Annotated in this window: 17 protein-coding genes and 1 pseudogene; 10 read left to right on the top strand and 8 right to left on the bottom strand. The window is 42.7% G+C overall.

Features of this window, described 5'->3' with window-relative positions; genetic code table 11:
• Window positions 1-56 precede the first annotated feature (56 nt).
• The 8 genes from JWG44_RS07110 to JWG44_RS07145 all read right to left on the bottom strand — a co-directional run bounded on the left by JWG44_RS07110 (window position 57) and on the right by JWG44_RS07145 (window position 8,849).
• Window positions 57-1,193, bottom strand: a complete 1,137-nt coding sequence (locus JWG44_RS07110) for a hypothetical protein (RefSeq protein ID WP_232371525.1) — start codon at window positions 1,191-1,193, stop codon at window positions 57-59.
• Window positions 1,194-1,301: 108 nt separating this feature from the next.
• Window positions 1,302-1,892 (bottom strand): 2-hydroxychromene-2-carboxylate isomerase, encoded by a 591-nt coding sequence (locus JWG44_RS07115; RefSeq protein ID WP_205274260.1) that lies wholly within the window; start codon window positions 1,890-1,892, stop codon window positions 1,302-1,304.
• Between the two features lie 30 nt (window positions 1,893-1,922).
• Complete coding sequence (locus tag JWG44_RS07120; RefSeq protein ID WP_205274261.1) at window positions 1,923-2,867, bottom strand: alpha/beta hydrolase family esterase; 945 nt, start codon at window positions 2,865-2,867, stop codon at window positions 1,923-1,925.
• Window positions 2,864-3,382, bottom strand: a complete 519-nt coding sequence (locus JWG44_RS07125) for a hypothetical protein (RefSeq protein ID WP_205274262.1) — start codon at window positions 3,380-3,382, stop codon at window positions 2,864-2,866. Before JWG44_RS07125 ends, JWG44_RS07120 begins: the two co-directional genes overlap by 4 nt.
• A 2-nt stretch (window positions 3,383-3,384) precedes the next feature.
• Complete coding sequence (locus JWG44_RS07130) at window positions 3,385-3,990, bottom strand: hypothetical protein (protein WP_205274263.1); 606 nt, start codon at window positions 3,988-3,990, stop codon at window positions 3,385-3,387.
• A 131-nt stretch (window positions 3,991-4,121) separates the two neighbouring features.
• A complete protein-coding gene (locus JWG44_RS07135; RefSeq protein WP_205274264.1) occupies window positions 4,122-6,581 on the bottom strand; it encodes a hypothetical protein in 2,460 nt (819 codons plus the stop codon).
• The gene (locus JWG44_RS07140; protein WP_205274265.1) at window positions 6,574-7,995 is read right to left on the bottom strand and encodes an MDR/zinc-dependent alcohol dehydrogenase-like family protein; all 1,422 of its coding nucleotides are present in this window, start codon (window positions 7,993-7,995) and stop codon (window positions 6,574-6,576) included. Before JWG44_RS07140 ends, JWG44_RS07135 begins: the two co-directional genes overlap by 8 nt.
• A 77-nt stretch (window positions 7,996-8,072) precedes the next feature.
• Window positions 8,073-8,849: a class II glutamine amidotransferase gene (locus JWG44_RS07145; RefSeq protein WP_205274266.1), complete on the bottom strand. Its 777-nt coding sequence runs from the start codon at window positions 8,847-8,849 to the stop codon at window positions 8,073-8,075.
• A 126-nt stretch (window positions 8,850-8,975) separates the two neighbouring features.
• On the opposite strand from JWG44_RS07145, the gene JWG44_RS07150 reads away from it, so the two are divergent.
• The 10 genes and pseudogenes from JWG44_RS07150 to JWG44_RS07195 all read left to right on the top strand — a co-directional run bounded on the left by JWG44_RS07150 (window position 8,976) and on the right by JWG44_RS07195 (window position 20,035).
• Window positions 8,976-10,082, top strand: a complete 1,107-nt coding sequence (locus JWG44_RS07150) for a glycosyltransferase (protein ID WP_205274374.1) — start codon at window positions 8,976-8,978, stop codon at window positions 10,080-10,082.
• Complete coding sequence (gene polA / locus JWG44_RS07155; protein ID WP_205274267.1) at window positions 10,079-12,829, top strand: DNA polymerase I; 2,751 nt, start codon at window positions 10,079-10,081, stop codon at window positions 12,827-12,829. The genes JWG44_RS07150 and polA overlap by 4 nt, the downstream gene beginning before the upstream one ends.
• 172 nt (window positions 12,830-13,001) lie before the next feature.
• On the top strand, window positions 13,002-13,550 hold the full coding sequence (locus JWG44_RS07160; protein ID WP_205274268.1) for a DUF1554 domain-containing protein: 549 nt from the start codon (window positions 13,002-13,004) through the stop codon (window positions 13,548-13,550).
• A gap of 44 nt (window positions 13,551-13,594) precedes the next feature.
• Window positions 13,595-13,882 carry a Bor/Iss family lipoprotein gene (locus JWG44_RS07165; protein WP_205274269.1) on the top strand — a complete coding sequence of 96 codons (288 nt, stop codon included), beginning with the start codon at window positions 13,595-13,597 and terminating at the stop codon, window positions 13,880-13,882.
• A gap of 4 nt (window positions 13,883-13,886) precedes the next feature.
• A complete protein-coding gene (locus JWG44_RS07170) occupies window positions 13,887-14,789 on the top strand; it encodes an OmpA family protein (RefSeq protein WP_205274270.1) in 903 nt (300 codons plus the stop codon).
• A 218-nt stretch (window positions 14,790-15,007) separates the two neighbouring features.
• Window positions 15,008-15,565: a DUF1554 domain-containing protein gene (locus JWG44_RS07175; RefSeq protein ID WP_205274271.1), complete on the top strand. Its 558-nt coding sequence runs from the start codon at window positions 15,008-15,010 to the stop codon at window positions 15,563-15,565.
• A gap of 98 nt (window positions 15,566-15,663) precedes the next feature.
• Window positions 15,664-16,608: an aldo/keto reductase gene (locus JWG44_RS07180; RefSeq protein ID WP_205274272.1), complete on the top strand. Its 945-nt coding sequence runs from the start codon at window positions 15,664-15,666 to the stop codon at window positions 16,606-16,608.
• A gap of 447 nt (window positions 16,609-17,055) precedes the next feature.
• The gene (locus JWG44_RS07185; RefSeq protein WP_205274273.1) at window positions 17,056-18,222 is read left to right on the top strand and encodes a LamG-like jellyroll fold domain-containing protein; all 1,167 of its coding nucleotides are present in this window, start codon (window positions 17,056-17,058) and stop codon (window positions 18,220-18,222) included.
• 21 nt (window positions 18,223-18,243) lie between these two features.
• Window positions 18,244-19,100 (top strand): annotated as a pseudogene (locus JWG44_RS07190) (alpha/beta fold hydrolase).
• A 137-nt stretch (window positions 19,101-19,237) separates the two neighbouring features.
• Window positions 19,238-20,035 (top strand): histone deacetylase, encoded by a 798-nt coding sequence (locus tag JWG44_RS07195; protein ID WP_205274274.1) that lies wholly within the window; start codon window positions 19,238-19,240, stop codon window positions 20,033-20,035.
• Window positions 20,036-20,367: the final 332 nt, after the last annotated feature.

The raw sequence follows: 20,367 nt of genomic DNA on the forward strand, positions 1-20,367 counted from the left end.
GATTTAGATTATTCTTTTTTGGATAGGGTTCATTTTTTAATCCGAATTCTTACACTTTAAAATTCTATCGGGGTAAAAAGTGCGAGGTGAAAGGTTCTAAATTCATAAGTGTAACCGTTGTCTTTGAACAATGGGCCTCCGAAAGCAAGTCTAAATTTGAAATAACCGATCTTCGGAGTTTCAAAATAGAACATAAAAGAAAAGACCTGTTGTTTGCTGAAACTTATCTGAGATCTGGCAAGGTTGCCTAACGTAAGCGCTTCTAAAGGAGAATAAGTTCCGGGATTGGAAAAATATGCGTACAATGCCAACGGATCCGGACGAAGTAAACCTTTAGAAGCATAGTAGTATCCGAGCATTTCTAAATTCTTACCCGAAGAAAGATTTCCCAAGAGATAACTTACGAGCGGGTCGCCGCTCGCTGGGCTGATGTTCCCCGTTAAAAATTGAAGAGCCGAAAGATTATTTAAGAATGTGGTTCGATTGGTCGTATCCAAAAAAAAATAACCTAAACTCAATGCAGGATCTTGAAAATCCACCGAGCCGGTTATTTTTACGTTTGCCGGTCCGACCCCAAATCCAAAACGAAACGAATCCGTTCCTTCCTTTCCGACGTAAAGAATCGGAATTGCCATAGAATAAATTCCTTCCACGCGTGTGTTGAGATCTTGTTTCGTCCGATCACTGGAAGAACTGGAAGGAGATCCGCCGCCGGAAGAAGAATCGGACGAAGTCCCCGAAGGAGTATCGATCGGTTTCGGCATAAATTGATTGTCCAAGAAAAAACTGGAATTATGCAGAAGAAGATGAACTCCAATATATTCAGAAAGCTGAAAGTCTCTTGATTTTACATCCAACATCCAGGTCGCTTTTCCGGGGCCTTCTTGCGTCATCGTCGCCTCGTTTCCTTTTCCACGAATGTCAACGGTTACACTTTCTAACGTTACTCCCGGATTGATTGAAAACCATTTCGGGCCTTTTTTATCGGAACTCGGTTGTGCGTTCGTCTTATCGTCGTTCGGCGTTATGACGGGGATTTCATTTGGAGGAATCGTAGTCTCGTTAGGGGTCTGGACTAAGAACTTCGGTCCAAGATAAAGTTCCGGCGGGAAAAAAAGTTTTTTCGAATCTCCAAAGAGAGCGTTTACGCAAAATATAGATATGGCAAGATAGGAAGCGAGGATATTCTTCATAGTTTTAATATTCTAATGTGTTTCCGTGAATTCAAAAAGAAATGGAATCCAAAATGAATACGATTTGAAAAAATCATCTCCATCTCTTCAAGTCTAAAACGAATCCTTTCACCTTCCCAGTTCTTCCAGAGCGTCTTCGAGTCGATCGTCTCCCCAGAAAAGTTCTCCATTAGTGATAAAACTAGGCGCTCCGAAAATTCCGAGTTCGACGGCGCGGTCCGTCTGTTTTCGAAGGGATTGTTTTACTTCTTCATCGGATGCGTTTTTTAGAATTTTATCCGGATCCGCTCCGACTTTTTTTAAGATCGGAACCAGGACTTCCGTCCGGGAGATATCTTGGTCTTTTGCAAAATTGGCTTGAAAGGTTTCTCGGATAAAAGAAGAAATCCAAGGTTGTTTTTCGTTTGCAATCGTGATTCTGGAAGCCAAAAGTCCGTTTCTCGGAAAAACACTCGGAACCAAAAAGTCGATCCCGTATTTGCGGGCTCTTCTTTTCATATCCTTCCACATATATTTTCCTTTTGCCGGAAAAAGATTAAACGGAGAATCGTTCCAACCTTGTTCTTTAAAAATCGGACCGAGTAAAAACGGTTTCCAAACGATTTCGATCTTGGAGTTTTGAATCAACTTTTCGATTCTCATGACTGAGAGGTAAGAATAGGTGCTTGCGAACTCAAAAAAGAATTCAATTTTCTGCATATACTGAATCTCCTCGTGCGGTTAGTTTCCCTATTCAGGTTCTAACTTTGATTTAAAAAAAGCCCAAATTTCTTCGGCCGGATCCAGCTCGTAGGTCGGATTTCCCATTTTGATAAAAGGAACCTTTCGGTTTACACCCGGCCAGTTATGACCTCCGTCCACGATCTTATAGAGTCTGACCGAAGTATTTCCCTTACATTGATTGTAAGAATAGATTTCGACGCTTGTTCCGTCGTCCATGTCGTCCTTTTTTTTGATTTCGGGCTGAATGACGCAGGAGTTCCATTGGAGCCACCGATTCACTGAATCTTCCACGCTCAGAATTTCTCCTCCGTCTCTCACATAACCGCCGTAATACGGAACCGTGAAATCCTTGGTCCCGTTGATAAACGCCACGGATATATTGGACGAAGGTTCGAAGTTTCTGAGGACAAATTCAGAAATCTGAGAGGAAACGCTTACACCCGCACGAAATAGTTTTGTTCTTTCGATCAATATTCTCTGGGTCATAAAACCCCCGTTGGAATGTCCAAAGATAAACACCTTGTCCTTTGCGATCGGATGAGACTCGGAAATATGATCGATGAGTTTTTCTAAAAAATGAACGTCGTTGATCTTTTGTTTGTCGGCGGGAGTTGCTCCTCTTCCATCGGCCCAACTTCTGTCGATCCCGTCCGGATAAACGACTATAAAACCTTCTCGATCGGAGATTCGGTTGAGTTTGGAATCTTCCATAATATTTTTTCCGCTTCCGAGTCTTCCGTGAAGTCCGAATACCAAGGGAAGTTTTTCAGTTGCGGAATTTTTTTTCTCAGGTAAATGAATCCAGTAAGTTCTTTCCATTCCGTCCACGGTGATTTTTTCCAATCGAGAGCCGTCCTTTGTTTCCGTCCGAAGATTTCGCAAAAGTCTGCAGTCGGTTAGGATGGGTAGAATGAAGAATAAGAATATTATGAATTTCCAATGCGTTTTCATTTTTGTTTTTCAAATTCCTCCAAAGAATGGATCAGAGATTTTTCAAACGAAGAGGAGGGCCAATAAAATGGGGAGAATGGAATTAAAATCCAACCCCTCCATTGATCCAAGAGCAGTTCGTGCACGGATTCTTTCGAGGGTTTTCCGGATTCCGAAACCCGATACATAAGAATATGTTCGCTTCGAATATGATAAGGGAAAATACCGAGGGTCAAAAGGCTCGTGATAAGGTTGAGAAAATGAAGTCCTCGGTATTCGTATTCCGCTTCCTTTTCTTGAAGAATGATTTCTAAAAGAACTTCCGATTTTTCATTCTCTTGATAACCTTTTTCCTGAAGATTTTTTTTGATATGATTCATTTCCGCGGCGTAATAGGTAAATCCGGTGAATTCAAGACGCAAAGGTTTTCCTTTCGGAATGGAAATGGAATCTCGAATGATTTCCGGCGGATTTACGATTCCAATACAGGAAGAAAGAAAAACGATACCGAGTAAGATAAGAATTTTCTGTTTCATTTTTAATAAACCGATCTCGAATCGAGAAGAAATTTTTTCGCATAACCAGCGTAGACGAATTCCATATCCTCCCTGTCGTCGAAAGGCATCAGCAAAAGAGGAATCCAGCCGATCGCGAGGACGTTTTCAATGGAATAAGAATATTCGGCAATTTTCTGATTTCGTTTCCAGACTTTGAACAAAACCCGGTCCGAAGATTTCTGAAGGATCGGAAAGATCAGAAACGTTCTATAAGCCGCGATTCGATTGAGGAGATAGAGCGAAAATTTTCCCGGTTCCTTTTCGAGCATCCAAGAGAGAGGTTGAGAATGTTCTCCGAAAAACAAAGAAAAACGAGGCGCCTTTTCCAAGATGATTTGAATCTTAATTTCGGAGTCCGTCTTTGTATGGACTGAAAGTTTTTTAAATCTTCCGGAAAGATAAAACGTCCTCAGAATTTCGGACGCAAATTTCTTGCTGGAATCCTCTTTCCATCCGATCAATTCATAGGTAACTTCCTTGTCCACGTCGGTTTCCAACTTCGACACAACGGGCGGATCGCCGATAATAAATGTGGAGCAGGTTTGAAAGAAAAGAAAACTCAAAGAAAGAATTATTTTTCTCAACATTGAGAATAAAATGAAAAGTTTTCTTTTAAGATCAAGTCCTAAATCCGAAACGACTGCAAAGGAAGATATCGTTGATTCTCGATCCGATTCGAGTTTTTTTTCGATATCAAGATCCGTATTTTAGAAAATTCTTAAATTAAATTTCCCCAAGAGTCGATTTGGTGATCCACCGCATACAATCCCGGGTCTAATAATTTCCCTTTTTTACTTTGATCCGCCATCCCTAACGCCGCCGATGCGAGTTGTCCGATGATCGCGTCCATTCCTTCGGTAGGAACTCCGTAGAAGAGAAAGTTGATCGGACTCAAGTCGCTTAACAAAAAGAAGGTCTTTTCGATTTCCTGACCGTCTTTGTCTATGCAGAACGTTACTTTTCCACCTTGATCGATTCCGGATTGAGGATCGAGAATCCGATCGAATTCCAATCTTACCGGATAACCACCGATCTTTTTTTCATCGGAGAAGGAAAGGTCGTTGATCCACTGGATCAAGTCCGTATATTCCGCGGTTTTTGTGGAACCGGAAGAGATGAGAACTTTCGATTTGGTTCCGTTGAGGATGAGGTCTTCGAAATGTTCTTTTTTGAGAATGGAATTTCCGATCACTCCCAGAATCAAATCTCTGGAATAAAATTCTTCCTTAGGAATTTCGTCTATCGTTCTGTAGTTTCGATTTCCCGGTTTTTCCACCTTGAGATCGACTTCGATCACTTCTTGATTGGATTCGTGAAGTCTGGATTCCAGATATTTGCAGAGGAAGGTTCCGATATTTCCTTTTGCTCCAAGAATCAGAATTTTTCTGGAGGAAAGAATCAAACCTTGTCCGTTTAAGATCGTTTCGATCGCATTCAAAATGGAATACGCGACTTCTTTGGATTCTTCTTTGACTTTTTGATTGGAGACCGCGATGGAGAACGCGGGTAAAAAGAGCTTTTTATTTTTGTCCTGAACACTTTTGAGACGATCGTATCCGTTTCTCGTATGCTCTACGGTTCCGACTAACGTTTCAGTTAAGAGTTCCGCGACCGTGATTTTGGGAGCCTCTAAAGAAACCGAATATTCCCCGCAAAGAAACGAAACTTCCTTTCCGTTTAATGCGAAGTCATTGAAGAAGGGTGCGACGTAACCCCCGTCCTCCACCAAGATCACTTTTTCTTTTTTTTTGTAAGAATCCAAAAGCAGAATGAGAAACAAATGACCCGAAAGAAGTTTCATCGCATCGAAAAACCCGAGTTTTTCTTCTTCCAAACGATCAAAAAGAATTTTGAGTTTGGAGGAATCGCTGTAAAGAGGTGAAATCGAATAGTAGATCTTATTCTTTTCTCCGACCTTGAGCTGTAATCCCGACATATAAAAATGATCCGTGGGAACGTCCAGAAGAACGTCCAGATACGCAGAAGGAACAACTCCGCCGTATTTTACAAATGAGACCGTGAGATTTTGGGCCCCGAGTCTTCGAAACGCCTCGATCAAGGCGACGATCTCGGAAGTGATGTGGTGAATTAGAAAAACGTTGAGTCCGCTCAAATCGAAACTATGATTTTCGCAGTTTGCGATTCTTTCCAAAATCGGCATTCGTTTTAGATAGTGGTTGAGATCCAGGGTCGTTCTTTTTGCGTTGAAGCTGAAGTTGAGCACTCGATCCAATCGGGAAAGGTCGATGTAAACGTTTGTATCTTCGGAAAGCCGAACCTTTACGGTATATCCTTCTTTGAGGTGTTTTGTAATTTCATGATCTTCTAATATTAAGAAAATCTTTTTAAACAAAGGAAGCGTTTTATTCGGGTCCGTTTTTACGATCGATTCGGCAAAAACCTTGTCCCAAAAAAGGCTGATCTGATCCAGTTTGCCGAGAGGGGTTTTTTCGATTTGTTCGAACACTCTTGAGAAGGAACGGTTTTCTTCCGTATAAGACTTTTCGCCCCTTTGTGCGGCTGATAGAATTCCGTTGTTGATCGCTTCCGCGATCTTTGTGCTTCCGGCGATAAAAATTCTAGAACCGATATCGTCTACGATCACGTGCGGGACGGCCGTTAAATCGATGTTGGCCCGATCGTAATTCTCCACCGTGAGCCGAAAGAAAAATTCTCCCGGTTCTTTTTGATTGGGAACTCTTTCCAGGATAAATTGGTAGTCGATGTTTTCGTTCGGGCTTGCGTGATGAAACGGAAAGACAAGCGCGAAAATTCCGGAAGATTTCGGATCTTCCCCGTAAAACTCGGGATGAATTTTTTTAGCCCAAACCTGTCTCTGAAACGTTCCGAAGACGGTTCTTAAGTGATCTTGAAATTCTTCCTTAAAAAGAAGGATATCCTTCAACACTCCGGCGCGTGCGTAGATCTGAATATAACCGATGTTCATCTTCAGGAGTTCGCTGTTGATGTTCGGATTGATCTTGTAAAAGATCGTAACGTCTCCGATTCCGTTCTGCACCTGTTCGAAAACTTCTTCTCCAAGGGTTCGGGAAAGAATGGAAAGGCCGGTAAAAATTCTAAGATTGCGAAGATCCAAATCCCAGATCCCGTCCTTTCCTTCTTTGAGGACGGAACCGAGAGAAGTTTCCGATTCTCTGAGTTTGGAAGAATTAGGCATGTGTGATGACTACTTTGATCGCTTCGGGAGTATGAGCGGTCGTAAAAGCCTCGGAAAGTTTTTCCGGAGAATAAGAATGTGTGATCATATTCTTTTCCAACGCTTCGGTCACTTTTTTATTTTCCTGAAGGAGTTTTATCGCGAGGTGGAAATCGCCGCAACGAGAAGTGTGGATCGATTTTCCTAAATTCAAAAATTCTAATAGAGGATTTCCTTTGGATTCTCCTTTGAAAAGGATCGCGCTTCGAGGTCGTATTAAGGAATTCTCATGTTTTGAGTTGGGTCGAATGAGAAGATCGATTTCTTCCGCGGTTCCCGCGATTCCAAGATCAAATCTCGGAACGTGTCCTTCGAATTCCTTAGAAAGAAGAATTTTTTCCGCTTCTTCCAAACTTCCGTAATAGACTTTGAAATGAGAAGGAAGAGATATCTTCCCCACGCTCGGAGCTACATAGACGGTTTGATTGGTACGATTTTCCTTTTCCCAGTGAAAGTTTAGATTCTCCTCGCTGAATTGCAAAAGGGAAAGTTCGTCTACTACGAGTTCGGTGAGTTTTTTTACGCCGAAGACTTCTTGTCCGTTCGTGGTTTTTAGATGGAGTTCCCGTTTGGAAAGTCGAATCGCACTTTCAAATCCGGAAGTCGTGCTCGTCGTATCATAGACGATTGCAAAACGTTCTTTCAGAGATTCTAAACTTTCCTTTCTGAGATCGATCGTTTCGTCCGCGCCTAGATTGAGGGAAAGTTTTAAAAGATGATCGTGTCTTGCAAGAGCGGTGATTTTAAAATCGATTCCGGAAGAAGTTCGATAAGCGGCTAACGCGGCGATGACGAGACTTCCCAATCTTCTCGGTCCTAAAACGGCTACGTTATCTCCCTTCTTTGGTGGAGAAGCGATAACCGCCTGCAAAGATGCCGCGAAGGGTTCGATGAGAACCGCGGTCTTATCCGGAATATCGGTGAACGGTATCGCCGCATTCTGCGGAGCTAAGATATAAGGACCGAATCCTCCGGGAAGTCTGTCGATTCCGAGGACCTTTCTTTCCGGGCTGTGTGTAGGAATTCCTTCTTCGCAGAATTCATCGACGGGATCGTCGCCCCTGGCTTCGAAGGTGTCGTTGATCTCGACTACGTATTTTTGTTTGATTCCGCTTTGTGGTTCTAAGTCTTCTGCGATGACCTCGTGTCCGATGACTTGAGGCAAGGGAAAAGGAAGAAAACGTCGGGAGAGATCGGTGGAACAAACTCCGCAGAGTTTGGATTTTAGAAGTTTGTATCCCGGTCCAAGATGAAGATATTCTTTTCCGTTTCTGGAAATGTCCCAGCCCGTTTCGAGACTTCCTTCAAACTGATACTTTGCGGTTTCGAAAGAATCATCCGAACGATAGTCCATAGCATCAAATTGGATTTTCATACCTTACCCTTGTTTAGACAAAGAATTTAAGAATTACGGTCAGTGTAGAATGGCGCGGGATTCCGACAAATCCATTCTCAAGAGTTGGAGAATAGAACCCGGCCCTTTCTCCAAACCTGAAATTCTCCGGGAGAGAAATGATTCCATTCTTCGTTGGAAGTAAGAGGTTGAGTCGCGATGACCGTGACTATGTCGCCCGGTCTTGTGACTTTTCGAAAGTCCACGCTGAGGTCCGCGTCCAGAAGTCGGGCCTTTCCAAAGGGAGACTTTCTTGTGATCCAGGAAAGTTTGGTCGAGCAGAAGGCGTAGAGGTTTTTGGAATCGCTGAAGAGGAGGTTGGAGACCCCTTTTGTTCGGAGTTCCGTCACAAGTTTTAGGATGGCACGGAAAAGTTCGGCTTCGTTCCGAGGGCGATCTCGGAACTTCTTCTTGAGCTTCCCCAGGAGCCAGCAAAACGCGTATTCGGAGTCCGTACTTCCGACCGGCTTAAAATCACCGAGGGATTCTTCTTTGATTCCTTTGAATTGCCCGTTATGGGCGAAGGTCCAGTAGGAACCCCAAAATTCTCGGACAAAGGGATGGGTGTTTTTCAATTCCACCTTTCCGCGGTTTGCCTTTCGGATATGGCTGATGACGGTTTCGCTCTTGATCGGAAGTGTTCGGACGAACTCGGCGATTTTGGATTCTACCCCCGGCGCGGGGTCGTGGAAGACGCGAAGTCCTTTTTTTTCATAGAAGGCGATTCCCCAACCGTCCTTGTGAGGACCGGTCTTTCCGCCTCTCTGAACAAGTCCGGTAAGACTGAAGCTGATGTCCGTCGGAACATTGGCGCTCATACCGAGGAGTTCACACATATGTTTTCCTTTTTTATGGACAAGTTTAATATATTAGAATAATTTTCATTAAAACGAAATAATACTGTCCAGCGATTTTTTCAAGGATTCCTTGCAGAAATGAGCACGCAACTGGAAACTGAGCGGGTGATTTTGCATATAGATACAGAAACCGGCTGGAGAGGAGGGGAAAGACAACTTCTCCTCTTGGCGGAAGGCCTCAAGAAAAGAAAGATTCCTCAACTCATCCTGGGCAAACCGGGATCGGCTCTGGAAAGCCGTTGTTCCGACCACGGACTTCCCTTTGAAGCGCTTGCAATGAAGGGAGAATGGGATCTTGCGTCCGTGAAGGCGATCCGCGCGATCGTCCAGGAAAAAAAAATTCGACTGATTCATACGCACACCGCGAAGGCACATACGCTCGCGCTCTTTGCAAAATCAAAACTTCCGACAATCAAACTCGTAGTTTCCAGACGCGTAGATTTTAGTATCCGAAAAAATCTATTCTCTATCTGGAAATATAAATCCAAACGGAATGATCTCTTTCTCACAGTTTCCAATAAGATTCGTGAAATTCTTTTGAGAGACGGAGTCGATCCCGCAAAGACGGTCACCGTTCACAGTGGAATTGATTTTTCCTTTGCAAAAAAATTACCGGATCCTGCGCGTTATAAAAAAGAATTCTCGATCAAAAAAGATACGATCGTGATCGGAAACGTAGCCGCGCTCGTAGATCACAAAGATCAGAAAACTCTTCTCCATGCGATAGCAAAGATCGATCCTTCTAAGAATTTCAAACTTCTCATTTTGGGAGAAGGGGAACTCAGGAAAGAATTGGAGGACCTCGCAAGTTCATTAGGAATTTCTGATAGAGTAATTTTTACCGGTTATAGACAGGACGTTCCGGATATTCTTTCCCTTTTCGACATTTTTACTCTGACTTCCAAAGAAGAAGGACTCGGAACTTCGATCCTTGACGCGATGGCGGTCGGACTTCCCGTAGTTGCGACCAAAGGCGGAGGAATCGGAGAAATGCTGACTCACGAAAAAGGAGCCTTTCTTGCAGACGTCGGAGATTTCGAGGCTTTGGCAAAGTATTACGAAATTCTTATGGATGATTTAAAACTTAGAAAGACGTTCGGAACGTTTAACAAAGAATCCGTAAAAAGATTCTCCATCAAAAACACGATCCGTAAAACGGAACTCGCATACTATTCCTTCTTAGGGGAAGAACTTTTCGGAGCCGCAGAATGAAACGTCTTCTTATCATCGACGGACACGCCTTTGTATTTCGCGCCTATTACGCGTTTGGCGCTTCAAACCTGACCAATTCCAAAACGGGGCAACCGAGCGGGGCCACATTCGGTTTTTTTAAAATGCTTTTCAAACTTCTCCAGGACTACGCGCCGACTCACGTGGCGATGACCTTCGATCCGGGCGGCCCTCTGGAACGAGGCAAAACCTTCGAGGAATACAAGGCAAACCGCAAGCCGATGCCCGAAGACCTTCGTCCTCAAATCAAAGAAGTGATGGAAACCCTTTCCAATATCGGCTTTCGAGTCCTCAAAATAGACGGACACGAAGCGGACGATATCATCGGAACTCTCTGCGAAAACTACAAGGCCACCGCAAAAGAAATTCTGATTTTTTCGGGCGATAAGGATCTTTATCAACTATTAGAAAAGAAGAATATAAAGATGCTTCGCGGAAAAAAAGGAGTCACCGAATTTGTAGAGATCGACGCGGCTTGGGTAAAGGAAGAATTGGGGATCGACGTAAAACAAATTCCCGATTATATGGGAATTGTCGGAGACACTTCGGATAACATTCCCGGAGTCAAGGGGATCGGAGACAAAGGCGCTTCCAAACTTCTTCAAGATTACAAAACCCTGGACGGGATTTATAAGAATCTCGACAAGATCAAAAATCCTTCGATGAAGACAAAACTCTCCGAACAAAAGGAAAACGCGTATCTTTCCAAGGCTCTTGCGACGATCAAACGGGATCTCGATTTGGAGATCACCGAAAAAGACATCGAAACTCCGGATTACAAATCCGATCAGGCGATTCTCTATTTTAAATCGCAAGGTTACAACGCACTTTCCAAAGACCTCGCAAAATCGGCGGGAAAAGAAGTTCCTAAAGACGCGGACGTTGCGGAGAAAAAAGAGGACGCGCCGATTCCTGCGGGAGAAAAAGGAAATTATAAATTCATCACGACCGTGGACGAGCTTTCCAAAGTTTGCAGAGGACTTTTAAAATCTCGGATTCTCGCCGTCGATACGGAAACTACTTCACCCAATCCGGCAATGGCCGATCTTCTGGGAATTTCATTTTCCAATCAGGAAAAAACCGGATTCTACGTTTCCGTTAAGAATTCGGCTTCCTTGTTTCAGGAAAAATCTTTGACCTTGGAAGAAGTCAAAGAACATCTCGGCCCGGTTCTTGCAAGCGAAGTTCCGAAAGTCGGACAGAACATAAAGTATGATTTAATCGTATTAGAAAATCATGGTTTTGTGTTAAACAACATTCAGTTTGATACGATGTTGGCTTCGTATGTCCTTCAACCGGAAGGAAGACGTCATAATATGGACGCTCTTGCAAAAGACCTTTTGAACTACGACACGATCACTTACGACGATCTCGTCGGAACCGGAAAAAAAAAGAAAGAGCTTACGGACATCGATCCGGAACAAGTCGCGGAATATGCGGCGGAAGACGCGGATATTACGTTTCGTTTGTATCAAGTTCTTCGAAAGTCGATCAAGGATTCCGGTGTGGAGCCGATTCTCCGCGACATAGAACTTCCCCTGGTTCCGGTTTTGGCGGAAATGGAAAAACACGGAATCGCTTTGGACGTTCCTTATTTCGAAGAACTCGCGAGGGACTTCGATCGCGAGATTCGCCACTTGGAAAGTGAAATCCACAAACAAGCTGGAGCTCCGTTTAACATCGCTTCTACGAAAGAGCTTCAGAAAATTCTTTTTGACGAACTCAAACTGCGAACCGTAAAAAAAACTCAGACCGGTTATTCCACGGATCACGAGGTTTTGGAAGAATTGGTCGGCGAACATCCGATCATCGAAAAACTTTTGGAATACAGAAAATATACGAAACTCAAATCCACGTACGTGGACGCTCTTCCAAAGATGGTCAATCCGAAGACCGGAAGAATTCATACGAGTTACAATCAGACGATCGCGGCCACGGGAAGATTGTCTTCCACCGATCCAAACTTGCAAAACATTCCGATCCGGGATCGGGAAGGGCGTTTGTTAAGAAAGGGATTTGTCGCAGGTTCGAACGATTATGAAATTCTCAGCTTGGACTATTCTCAGATCGAACTTAGAATTATGGCTCACGTCTCTAAGGATCCTGCGATGTTAGAAGCCTACAATCACGGATTAGACATTCATAAAAGGACGGCGTCCGCGCTCTACGGAGTTCCGGAAAAAGAAGTCACGCCCGAAATGAGAGATAAGGCCAAGGTCGTAAACTTCTCCGTGATCTACGGAGTCACTCCTTACGGTCTGAGTCGTAATCTTAGAATTTCCCGAGACGAAGCGAAGTCGTTCATCGAACGTTATATGACACAGTATCCCGGCGTAAAAAGTTATATGGATGAGATGGTGGCATTTGCGGAGACTAACGGTTATGTTCAGACTTTGACCGGAAGACGTCGTCCGGTTGCGGACATTCACAGCACTCACAAATCGGCGAAAGAAGCCGCCAAAAGAATCGCGATCAACAGCCCGATTCAGGGAACCAGCGCGGATATGATCAAGATCGCGATGATCGCGATTCATAAAGAGATACAAAGCCGGAAATTAAAATCGAAACTGCTTTTACAAGTTCACGACGAATTGGTATTCGAGGTTCACAAAAAGGAAAAGGATGAATTCAAGGCTTCCATGAAAAAACACATGGAGACCGCGATGCCGCTTGACGTTCCGATCCTCGTAGAAGGTAAGTTCGGGGTCAACTGGGACGAAGCACATTGAACTATTCTAAGATTATTCCTATTTAAAAATTCCAATTTATTAGTCGTTCATTCCCTTATTCAGAATCGACCTTGATATAGGAACGAGCGGCTTACAGCTGGATACTATGAATAGTCCCCGCTATTTCTTCCGGCAGAGAAATTCAGAATTTCTAAATCGATCCGCATTTTCGATGTTAGTTGCTCTGTTTCCTCTGGCTTCTTGTACGATTTGGCCGATTCTTACAGTAGCCGTTTCGTCCAAATCCGGGAATTCCGATCCTTTCCCGATTCTTGCACTATTTCTTCTACTTCCAAACGGCGGCGGAGGATCCGAATCCGCCAATAACACAACTCCAATCGTTTCGACATCGACTTGCGAAACGGCGGGTTGCGCTCTCCTATTATCTTCGGTCACAAGAGGAAATTTAGGAGGTATCAGCGGCGCGGATACATTCTGTGCGAATGACGCCTTTTTGCAAGGAGCTCCCGGAGATCCGGCAGGTTATAAGGCTCTGATTATGACTGAAAATGGAACCCGAAATTTGGCTAACTCTTGGGTGCTTTATCCCAACACGGTTTATCGAAGTCTGAATAACGGAAACTTGCAAATTGCGACGACCGATGCTACAAACTTAGTTTCCGGATGGATCGGCATCAGCAATGCGCCGAATCAGGAAATCGACGCCGGCGGCTCCTTTTCCTGTGATACCTTTTTGCTTCTATATTGTGTACAAAGATGATGAAAAATATAAAAATCAAAACTTTTATACATTATATATTTATAATGTTTTTATCCGTTTCTTTTTATTTTTGTCAACACGCGAGAGTCGAACTTTCTCCGATCGTGAATCAGAAAAAGAAAACGGAGTCAAAAAAAGAACGAATTCTTCTAAAACAAAATTATTACTTAATGGGGTTACTTCCTCGTAAGATAGAATACGAGGAAGCAAACGTTTGTCCGGAAAGAGGAATCAAAGAGATTCATCAATATTCTTCTTTTGCTAATGTGGTTTTCGAACAAATAACGTTAGGAATCTATTCCCCTCGTTCATTAGAAATTTTTTGTCATTGAGACGATGTTAAGAATAAACCAAAAAAACGGAAACGATCTTTTCTTATGGGGAATCTGCATCGGATTCTTTTCCTTAATCTTGAATTGTCATCAGACCATCGTAATTCCTCTCAAATCCCCGCGTTTGGGAGAATCGATCAAGGGAGTAAAGTCCACTTCCAGAAGTTACATTCTCGGATATTTTGAAGGAAGTCATTCAAAGGCAGAGTGTTCGGAAGGAATCGAAAATTTTAGGATTTTCAGAAGTATTTCCGACTTTGTGATTCATATTCTTTTGGGCGGTATCTATGATACCAGAAGTGTGGAAGTGGAATGTTTTCGTCCAAGATTGGATTTCACATCGATTCAAAAATCGGGTTCTATGATTTTAAAAGGAGTTCATTTTAATTCGAACTCGGATCAGATTCTAAACGAGTCTCATATCATATTGGACGAGTTGTCAAAATATTTAAAAGAAAATTCAAATCTTAGAATATTGATCTTAGGTCATACGGATCTCAACGGAAATCAAAAAAGAAACGACGACCTTTCCCTGGAAAGAGCGTCCGCAACAAAGATGTTTTTGATCTCGAAAGGAATCGATTCTTCCAGAATGGAAATCAAAGGTCTCGGATCCAAGAAGCCGATGATCCGAGGTCTCGATGAACGGGCCTCCTCTCTCAATCGAAGAATTGAAATTCAAGTTTTAAAAGGAAAAGACGACGATGCCCTTTCCAAAAAGAAAATCGAATCCGAGGAGGATTCGACGGAAAACTATACAACGAGAATTATCTTTAGAAACGGAAGTATTCTGAACGGAAACATACTCAATCAAACCGCTCATACGATTCAGATGGAAAGAAAGGGAGAGATTCAGGAAATCGCAAAGGATAAGATTAGAAAAATTGAATATATTCGCAAAAAATAGACGAATCATACTTGTTTTTGTTTTGGTGATTTTATATGTTTAATCAGATTAAATTTATGATTTGGAAACGGGAGTTCTACTTCGCGTTTTTGTTTTGTCCCTCGGTTCTATTTTCTTGTACGGCTTGGCCGGTAATCACAACGTTGGTTACGTCGGAATCGAAAAGTTCCGATCAGAGTAATTCTCTACTTTTACTTCTTTCGGGGGTTGATGCAACTGTGAATCAAAATACTATTTCCAACGCAACAAATCCGGGAGTAGCGCCTTGCTCGACGACGAGTTCCGGATGTGCTTTGTTTTTATCCGGCACTACTACGGGAAACTTGGGCGGGGTTGGAGGAGCGGATGCGCGATGCGCTAACGATGCCATCGCGAGGAATGCTCCGGGAGTATCATCGGGTTCTACCTATAAGGCATTGATAATGGCCGAAAACGGAACGAGAAACTTGACGACGAATTGGATACTCTATCCGAATACTTCGTATTATTCCTTTGAAAATTCCAATCTGAGAATCGGCATCACAAATGCAAACTCCGAGCTCCCGGGCACATTCGAAAATAGCATAAATCTAATTCAGGTCATAGTTTATACCGGGATTTCCAAAGGCCCTCCTTGGGTGCCTTTTACGGGAAATACGTGTTCGTCTTGGACGATTGGGACTGGAGCGCCTAATTATGCTTTGGTGGCGGATACGTCGGCTGCAACGAGTTATATCGATAGCGGTGGGGCTTATGCATGCGATTATATATTGAATCTTTACTGTGTACAGAGATAATTATGTGTCGTAGCCTCTTTCACGCATAAAAAGGATGACGGCGTTATCGAGTTTGTCGATCTTTTCTTTATCCAAATAAAAGAAGATAGAACTTGGCGATGAAATCAATTTCACGGCTTCAATTCTTAAAACGTTTCGGTGCGGCGTTTGTCGCCGTCGCCGGATTTAAAAAAGAGTTTTTCGAATTATTTGCGAAAGAAGGTCCCCAAATGTTGCACAGAATCGTCCCCAAAACCGGAGAAACGATTCCTGCGATCGGATTAGGAACTTGGCAGACGATGGACATTTCTAGTGATTCTTCCGAACTCAAAAACTTACGAGAAGTTTGGAAAGAATTTCTGAACCACGGTGGAACCGTCGTGGATTCTTCTCCTATGTATGGAAGATCGGAAGAAACAGTTGGAGTGTTAACCTCTGAATTGCAGGAAGAATATAGAAGGAAAATATTTTATGCAACCAAGGTCTGGACCAGAGGGGAGAGCGCCGGAAAAATTCAGATCAATTCCTCGTTTCAAAAATTGAAAACCGATACGATCGATCTATTCCAAATTCATAATTTACTCGATACGCAGACTCATCTCAAAACGTTAAGTTCCTTTAAGGAAAGGGGAAAGATTCGTTACATCGGTTTGACTCATTACGTGTCTTCCGCGTTTTCCGAAATGGAAAGAATTGCGAAATCGGAACCTATAGATTTTTTGCAAGTTCCTTATTCGATCGTAACACGGGAAGCGGAAGAAAGAATTCTTCCCTTTGCCGAATCGAACGGTATTGCGGTTTTGATCAATCGTCCTTTCGAGGAAGGGGAACTTTTCCGAAGAGTTCGTGGAAAAGATCTTCCGGATTATTTCAAAGAATGGGATTGTGAAACTTTCGGACACGCTTTTTTAAAATTTATCCTTTCCCACACTGCGGTCACCTGCGCGATACCCGCGACTTCCAAACTCTCGCATTTGAAAGATAATATGAAAGCCGGTTATGGAAAAATTCCCGAGGGAAAGGATCGAGATGAATTTAGAAAAAGACTTTTGCAGGTTTTTTGACGGCCTCCTTATCCGCTTATCTTCTCTATATTCTTTTAAAAAAAAGGTTAAATCCCCTCCAGAACGCAAGCGCCCTTTTTAAGAATATGGCGGAAGGTGATTTGACCTTTGCAAAAAGGGTTTGGAAATTTCAGCGGAAAATTTACGAAGAATTACGGACCGATTCAATCTTTGATCTCCTTTCGAACTTGGAAGGGAACTAAAACCTTGTCCCATCCCCGTCGAGAAATCCGGGAATCGAATCTTGGTTTACTTACTAAGAGAAGATTCTCATGGAAAAGAATCTAAAAAAAGGAATATAACCTCATATAATGATTGTCTTTTTGATTCTTTTTTAATAGAATTCGTTTAACAATTCAAGTCGTTTTATTTTCGGTATTAGATTCAATTCTAATATCTGAAAAAATTCGACTGCGTGGAATGATCTTTGGATCTTATGCGAAACTTATGAAATGGAAAATAACTTTGTTGATTCGATTCAATGTATTTTTCTTAGTTTCCATATTGACGCTTGTATCCTGTCAATACGGTTTGGAGTCGGCTTCCACGCCTGAGTTTTCTTTGATAGGGTTGGCTCGTTCGAGCGGTTCTTCCGGCCCGATCGGTTTGTCCATCAATCAGACGAATGTTTCGGACGGATTCACATATAACTTTCAATCGGTTTTAAGCGGATTCAAATCTCCGAACGCAACAATCACAATTACAAATTCTTCGGGAAGTATGTTTGAAGTTCCTTCCGCGAACTTTATAACAATTTCCGGAACAAATTCCTCGGACTTTATTCTTACCAGCTCGCCTAACGGAACTATTGCGAATGGATCTTCGATCACAACCGAAATTTATTTTAACAGTTCTTCCTTAGGCACAAAAACGGCGATTCTTACGTTGCAACCCGGCGGGAGTTTATCCCCCATCAGTATAAACTTACAAGGGACCGGAGTAAACAATCCACCCGGTATGTCTTTGTTTTCTCAATTCGAAAATCTAACCTTTAACGATTCTTCCGGTAACGGGAATCGCGGGTTTGTTTCCGGCAATTTCGGTTCTCCATTTGTAACCGGAGTGCGCGGCAATGCGATCCGACTCGGATACGGAGCCTTTCCCACTTTTGAGTACATTTCGATTCCGGATTCCCTACCGCAAAACTTTCACTTTTCGGGAGCTCAGGCGATTTCCATCAGCGCATGGGTGCAACCGGATACGGCGAACTTAGGAACGATTTTCGATAAATCTCAAAACAACGACGCAAACCCAAACGTGATTTTTGATTTCTCCGCAAGTAACTCCGGGCTTCGTGTGGGGTCTTGGAGAGAAACCGCAGTTTCGGAAGCGGTCATCTGGCTCGGTTCCATTTCGGGGGGATGGCATCACGTAGCGTGTGTTTACAATCCCGGCGCAAATCCAAATGTGATCATGTATCTCGACTCTGTCTCGGTTCAAACAGGCAATATCGTATCCACTCCGACTGCGGCGGCAAATTCAGCGGACGCAAACATAGGAAGATTTAGAAGAGACGCGAGTCAACTTTACGTAGGTTCGATGGACGAGTTGAGAATTTATTACCAAACTGCGCTTTCGGCTTCACAAATTCAGACGATCTATAACAGTCGTTAACGGAATCAAATAGGAGTTCTCATGACTCTGGAAGAATGGAAACAATCCGGTTCTTTTTATTCGTATCAAGACTGGAAAATTTTTTTTAAAGAGGAAGGGAAGGGAAGGGAGAACGTCTTCTTCTGATCCACGGTTTTCCTACGGCCTCCCTTGACTGGGAAAAAATATGGAAACCGCTTACGAAAAAATACAAATTGATCTCCTCCGATTTGTTAGGCTTCGGATTTTCTTCGAAACCTTCGATCGACTACAGCATTTTTTTACAGGCCGATATCATCGAATCATTGTTAGCCGAAAGAGGAATTTTTGAAGTCAGTATTCTTGCACATGATTTGGGGGATACGGTAGCTCAAGAATTGTTGGCGAGATTTATCGAAAGGAAAAAATCCCAAAAAAAAGGACTCAAGATCAAACGAATGATCTTACTCAATGGAGGAATTTTCCCCGAATCCCATCGGCCACGTTTGATTCAAAAACTTTTACACAGCCCGATCGGATGGATTCTTTCCAGACTTATGAACCGAAAATCATTTCAAAAAAGTTTTTCCGCCGTCTTTGGAGCAAAGAGCAAGCCGTCTCAGGATGAGTTGGATCGGTTTTGGGATTTGGTTTCTTCCGATGGAGGAACTAAAATTGCTCACCTTTTGATTCGATATATTCAGGAAAGAAAAATCTATCGAGAGAGATGGGTAGGCGCGATTCTCAACTCGCCGATTCCGATTCGAATGATTAACGGAATGGCCGATCCGGTGAGCGGAGCGCATTTGGTGGAGCGTTACAAGGAATTATCGCCGAAAGCCGATATCGTTGAATTGAAGGAAATTGGACACTATCCGCAGGTGGAAGCTGCGAGCGCGGTATTGAAGGCGGTTTTATAATTAAACCGACATTCTTCGGAAGGCCGAGAATCATTCTTTTTGCCTAAAGGGATTCTCCTTGAAAAAAAGAGGTTCTAAAAGATCCTGATAGAATCAGGAAAAAAGGGATCGATTCCGAACGATCTTCTATTCTTTTCATGGCTAAATCGAGTTATAATAACCCCAGATTTTTTGATTTTGTTTACGATGAATTCTTATCCGCCGCTATAGACGATTCCACTTCTTCTTTTCAAGAAGGAATTCTTTTCCATTCCTTAACCAGCGAAAATATATTAGAATTATTGGATATAACCGGAATACTTCCCGAAATTCATAAAAAAGGATACGATAAGGTCCAACTTGAAATTTCGGGAATGGGCCAGGACTTTCAAAGACTCGTTTTGATTTCGGAGAAAGAAATTCTTCTCCACCTCCGATTGAGTATTCAAGAATATAGATTAGAGATCAACGATTACTTTTTTAAGGAAAAATACTTAATCATAAATTGGTTACAGACACGTCATCCGAAATCGCCGACAACGGATAAACATCGGTTGTATCCCGGACAAGACGTTCCAGGATTGGGAGTTTTTCACCAAATATCCGACTTTATAGGCTTTTTGATTCTTTCGCTTCGATTGAATGGAGCGGTGATTCGTCCGGAATATTTTCATGACGCAGTTCTATTTTCGAAAAAATTTCACTTTCTCACTCCGGATGCTCAGGCGCTTTTTCTTGCTTTGAGAAGGGACTTTAAAAACGAATCGATTCGGGGTATTTCCACGTATCTTCATTCCGGTAAGATCCAGGACCATAAAACGATCGTACAATGGAAAGCCGTTGAGATGATTTTATTTCTGGAGAAAACTTTAAACCCGTTTGTCTTTAACAAAAAGTTTGATAAAAAGGTCGGTAAAATTTTGGATTCGATCAAACTCAGTATTGTGGAATCCTGATTTTTTAGAGACAGAGGGGCGTTCGAATTTGCACGTTTCCCCGGTTGCAAAAATTAAAATTTTAATTCCCGAAAAACCTATTCTCCTTTGGAAACGATTTTTACTCGACGCTAAAAGAAAGTCGAAACCATCCTTTGCTATTTCTGAAACCGATTCCTACTTTGAATCACTTGATCCATTCCTCTAAATAAGCCCCTTCTGAATGGATCGTCGGATGGAAGTCCGGGAAAGGTCGGAACAACGGTAGTTCTATTCTTCGAGTCGACGATTGATCGGTTTTATAAAATCTGGTTAGTCCTTTGGGACTATTTTTGATTTTTTATTGATACAAT

Origin of the sequence: Leptospira ainazelensis (assembly GCF_016918785.1) — a bacterium.
In the GTDB taxonomy this organism is placed as follows: Bacteria; Spirochaetota; Leptospiria; order Leptospirales; family Leptospiraceae; genus Leptospira; species Leptospira ainazelensis.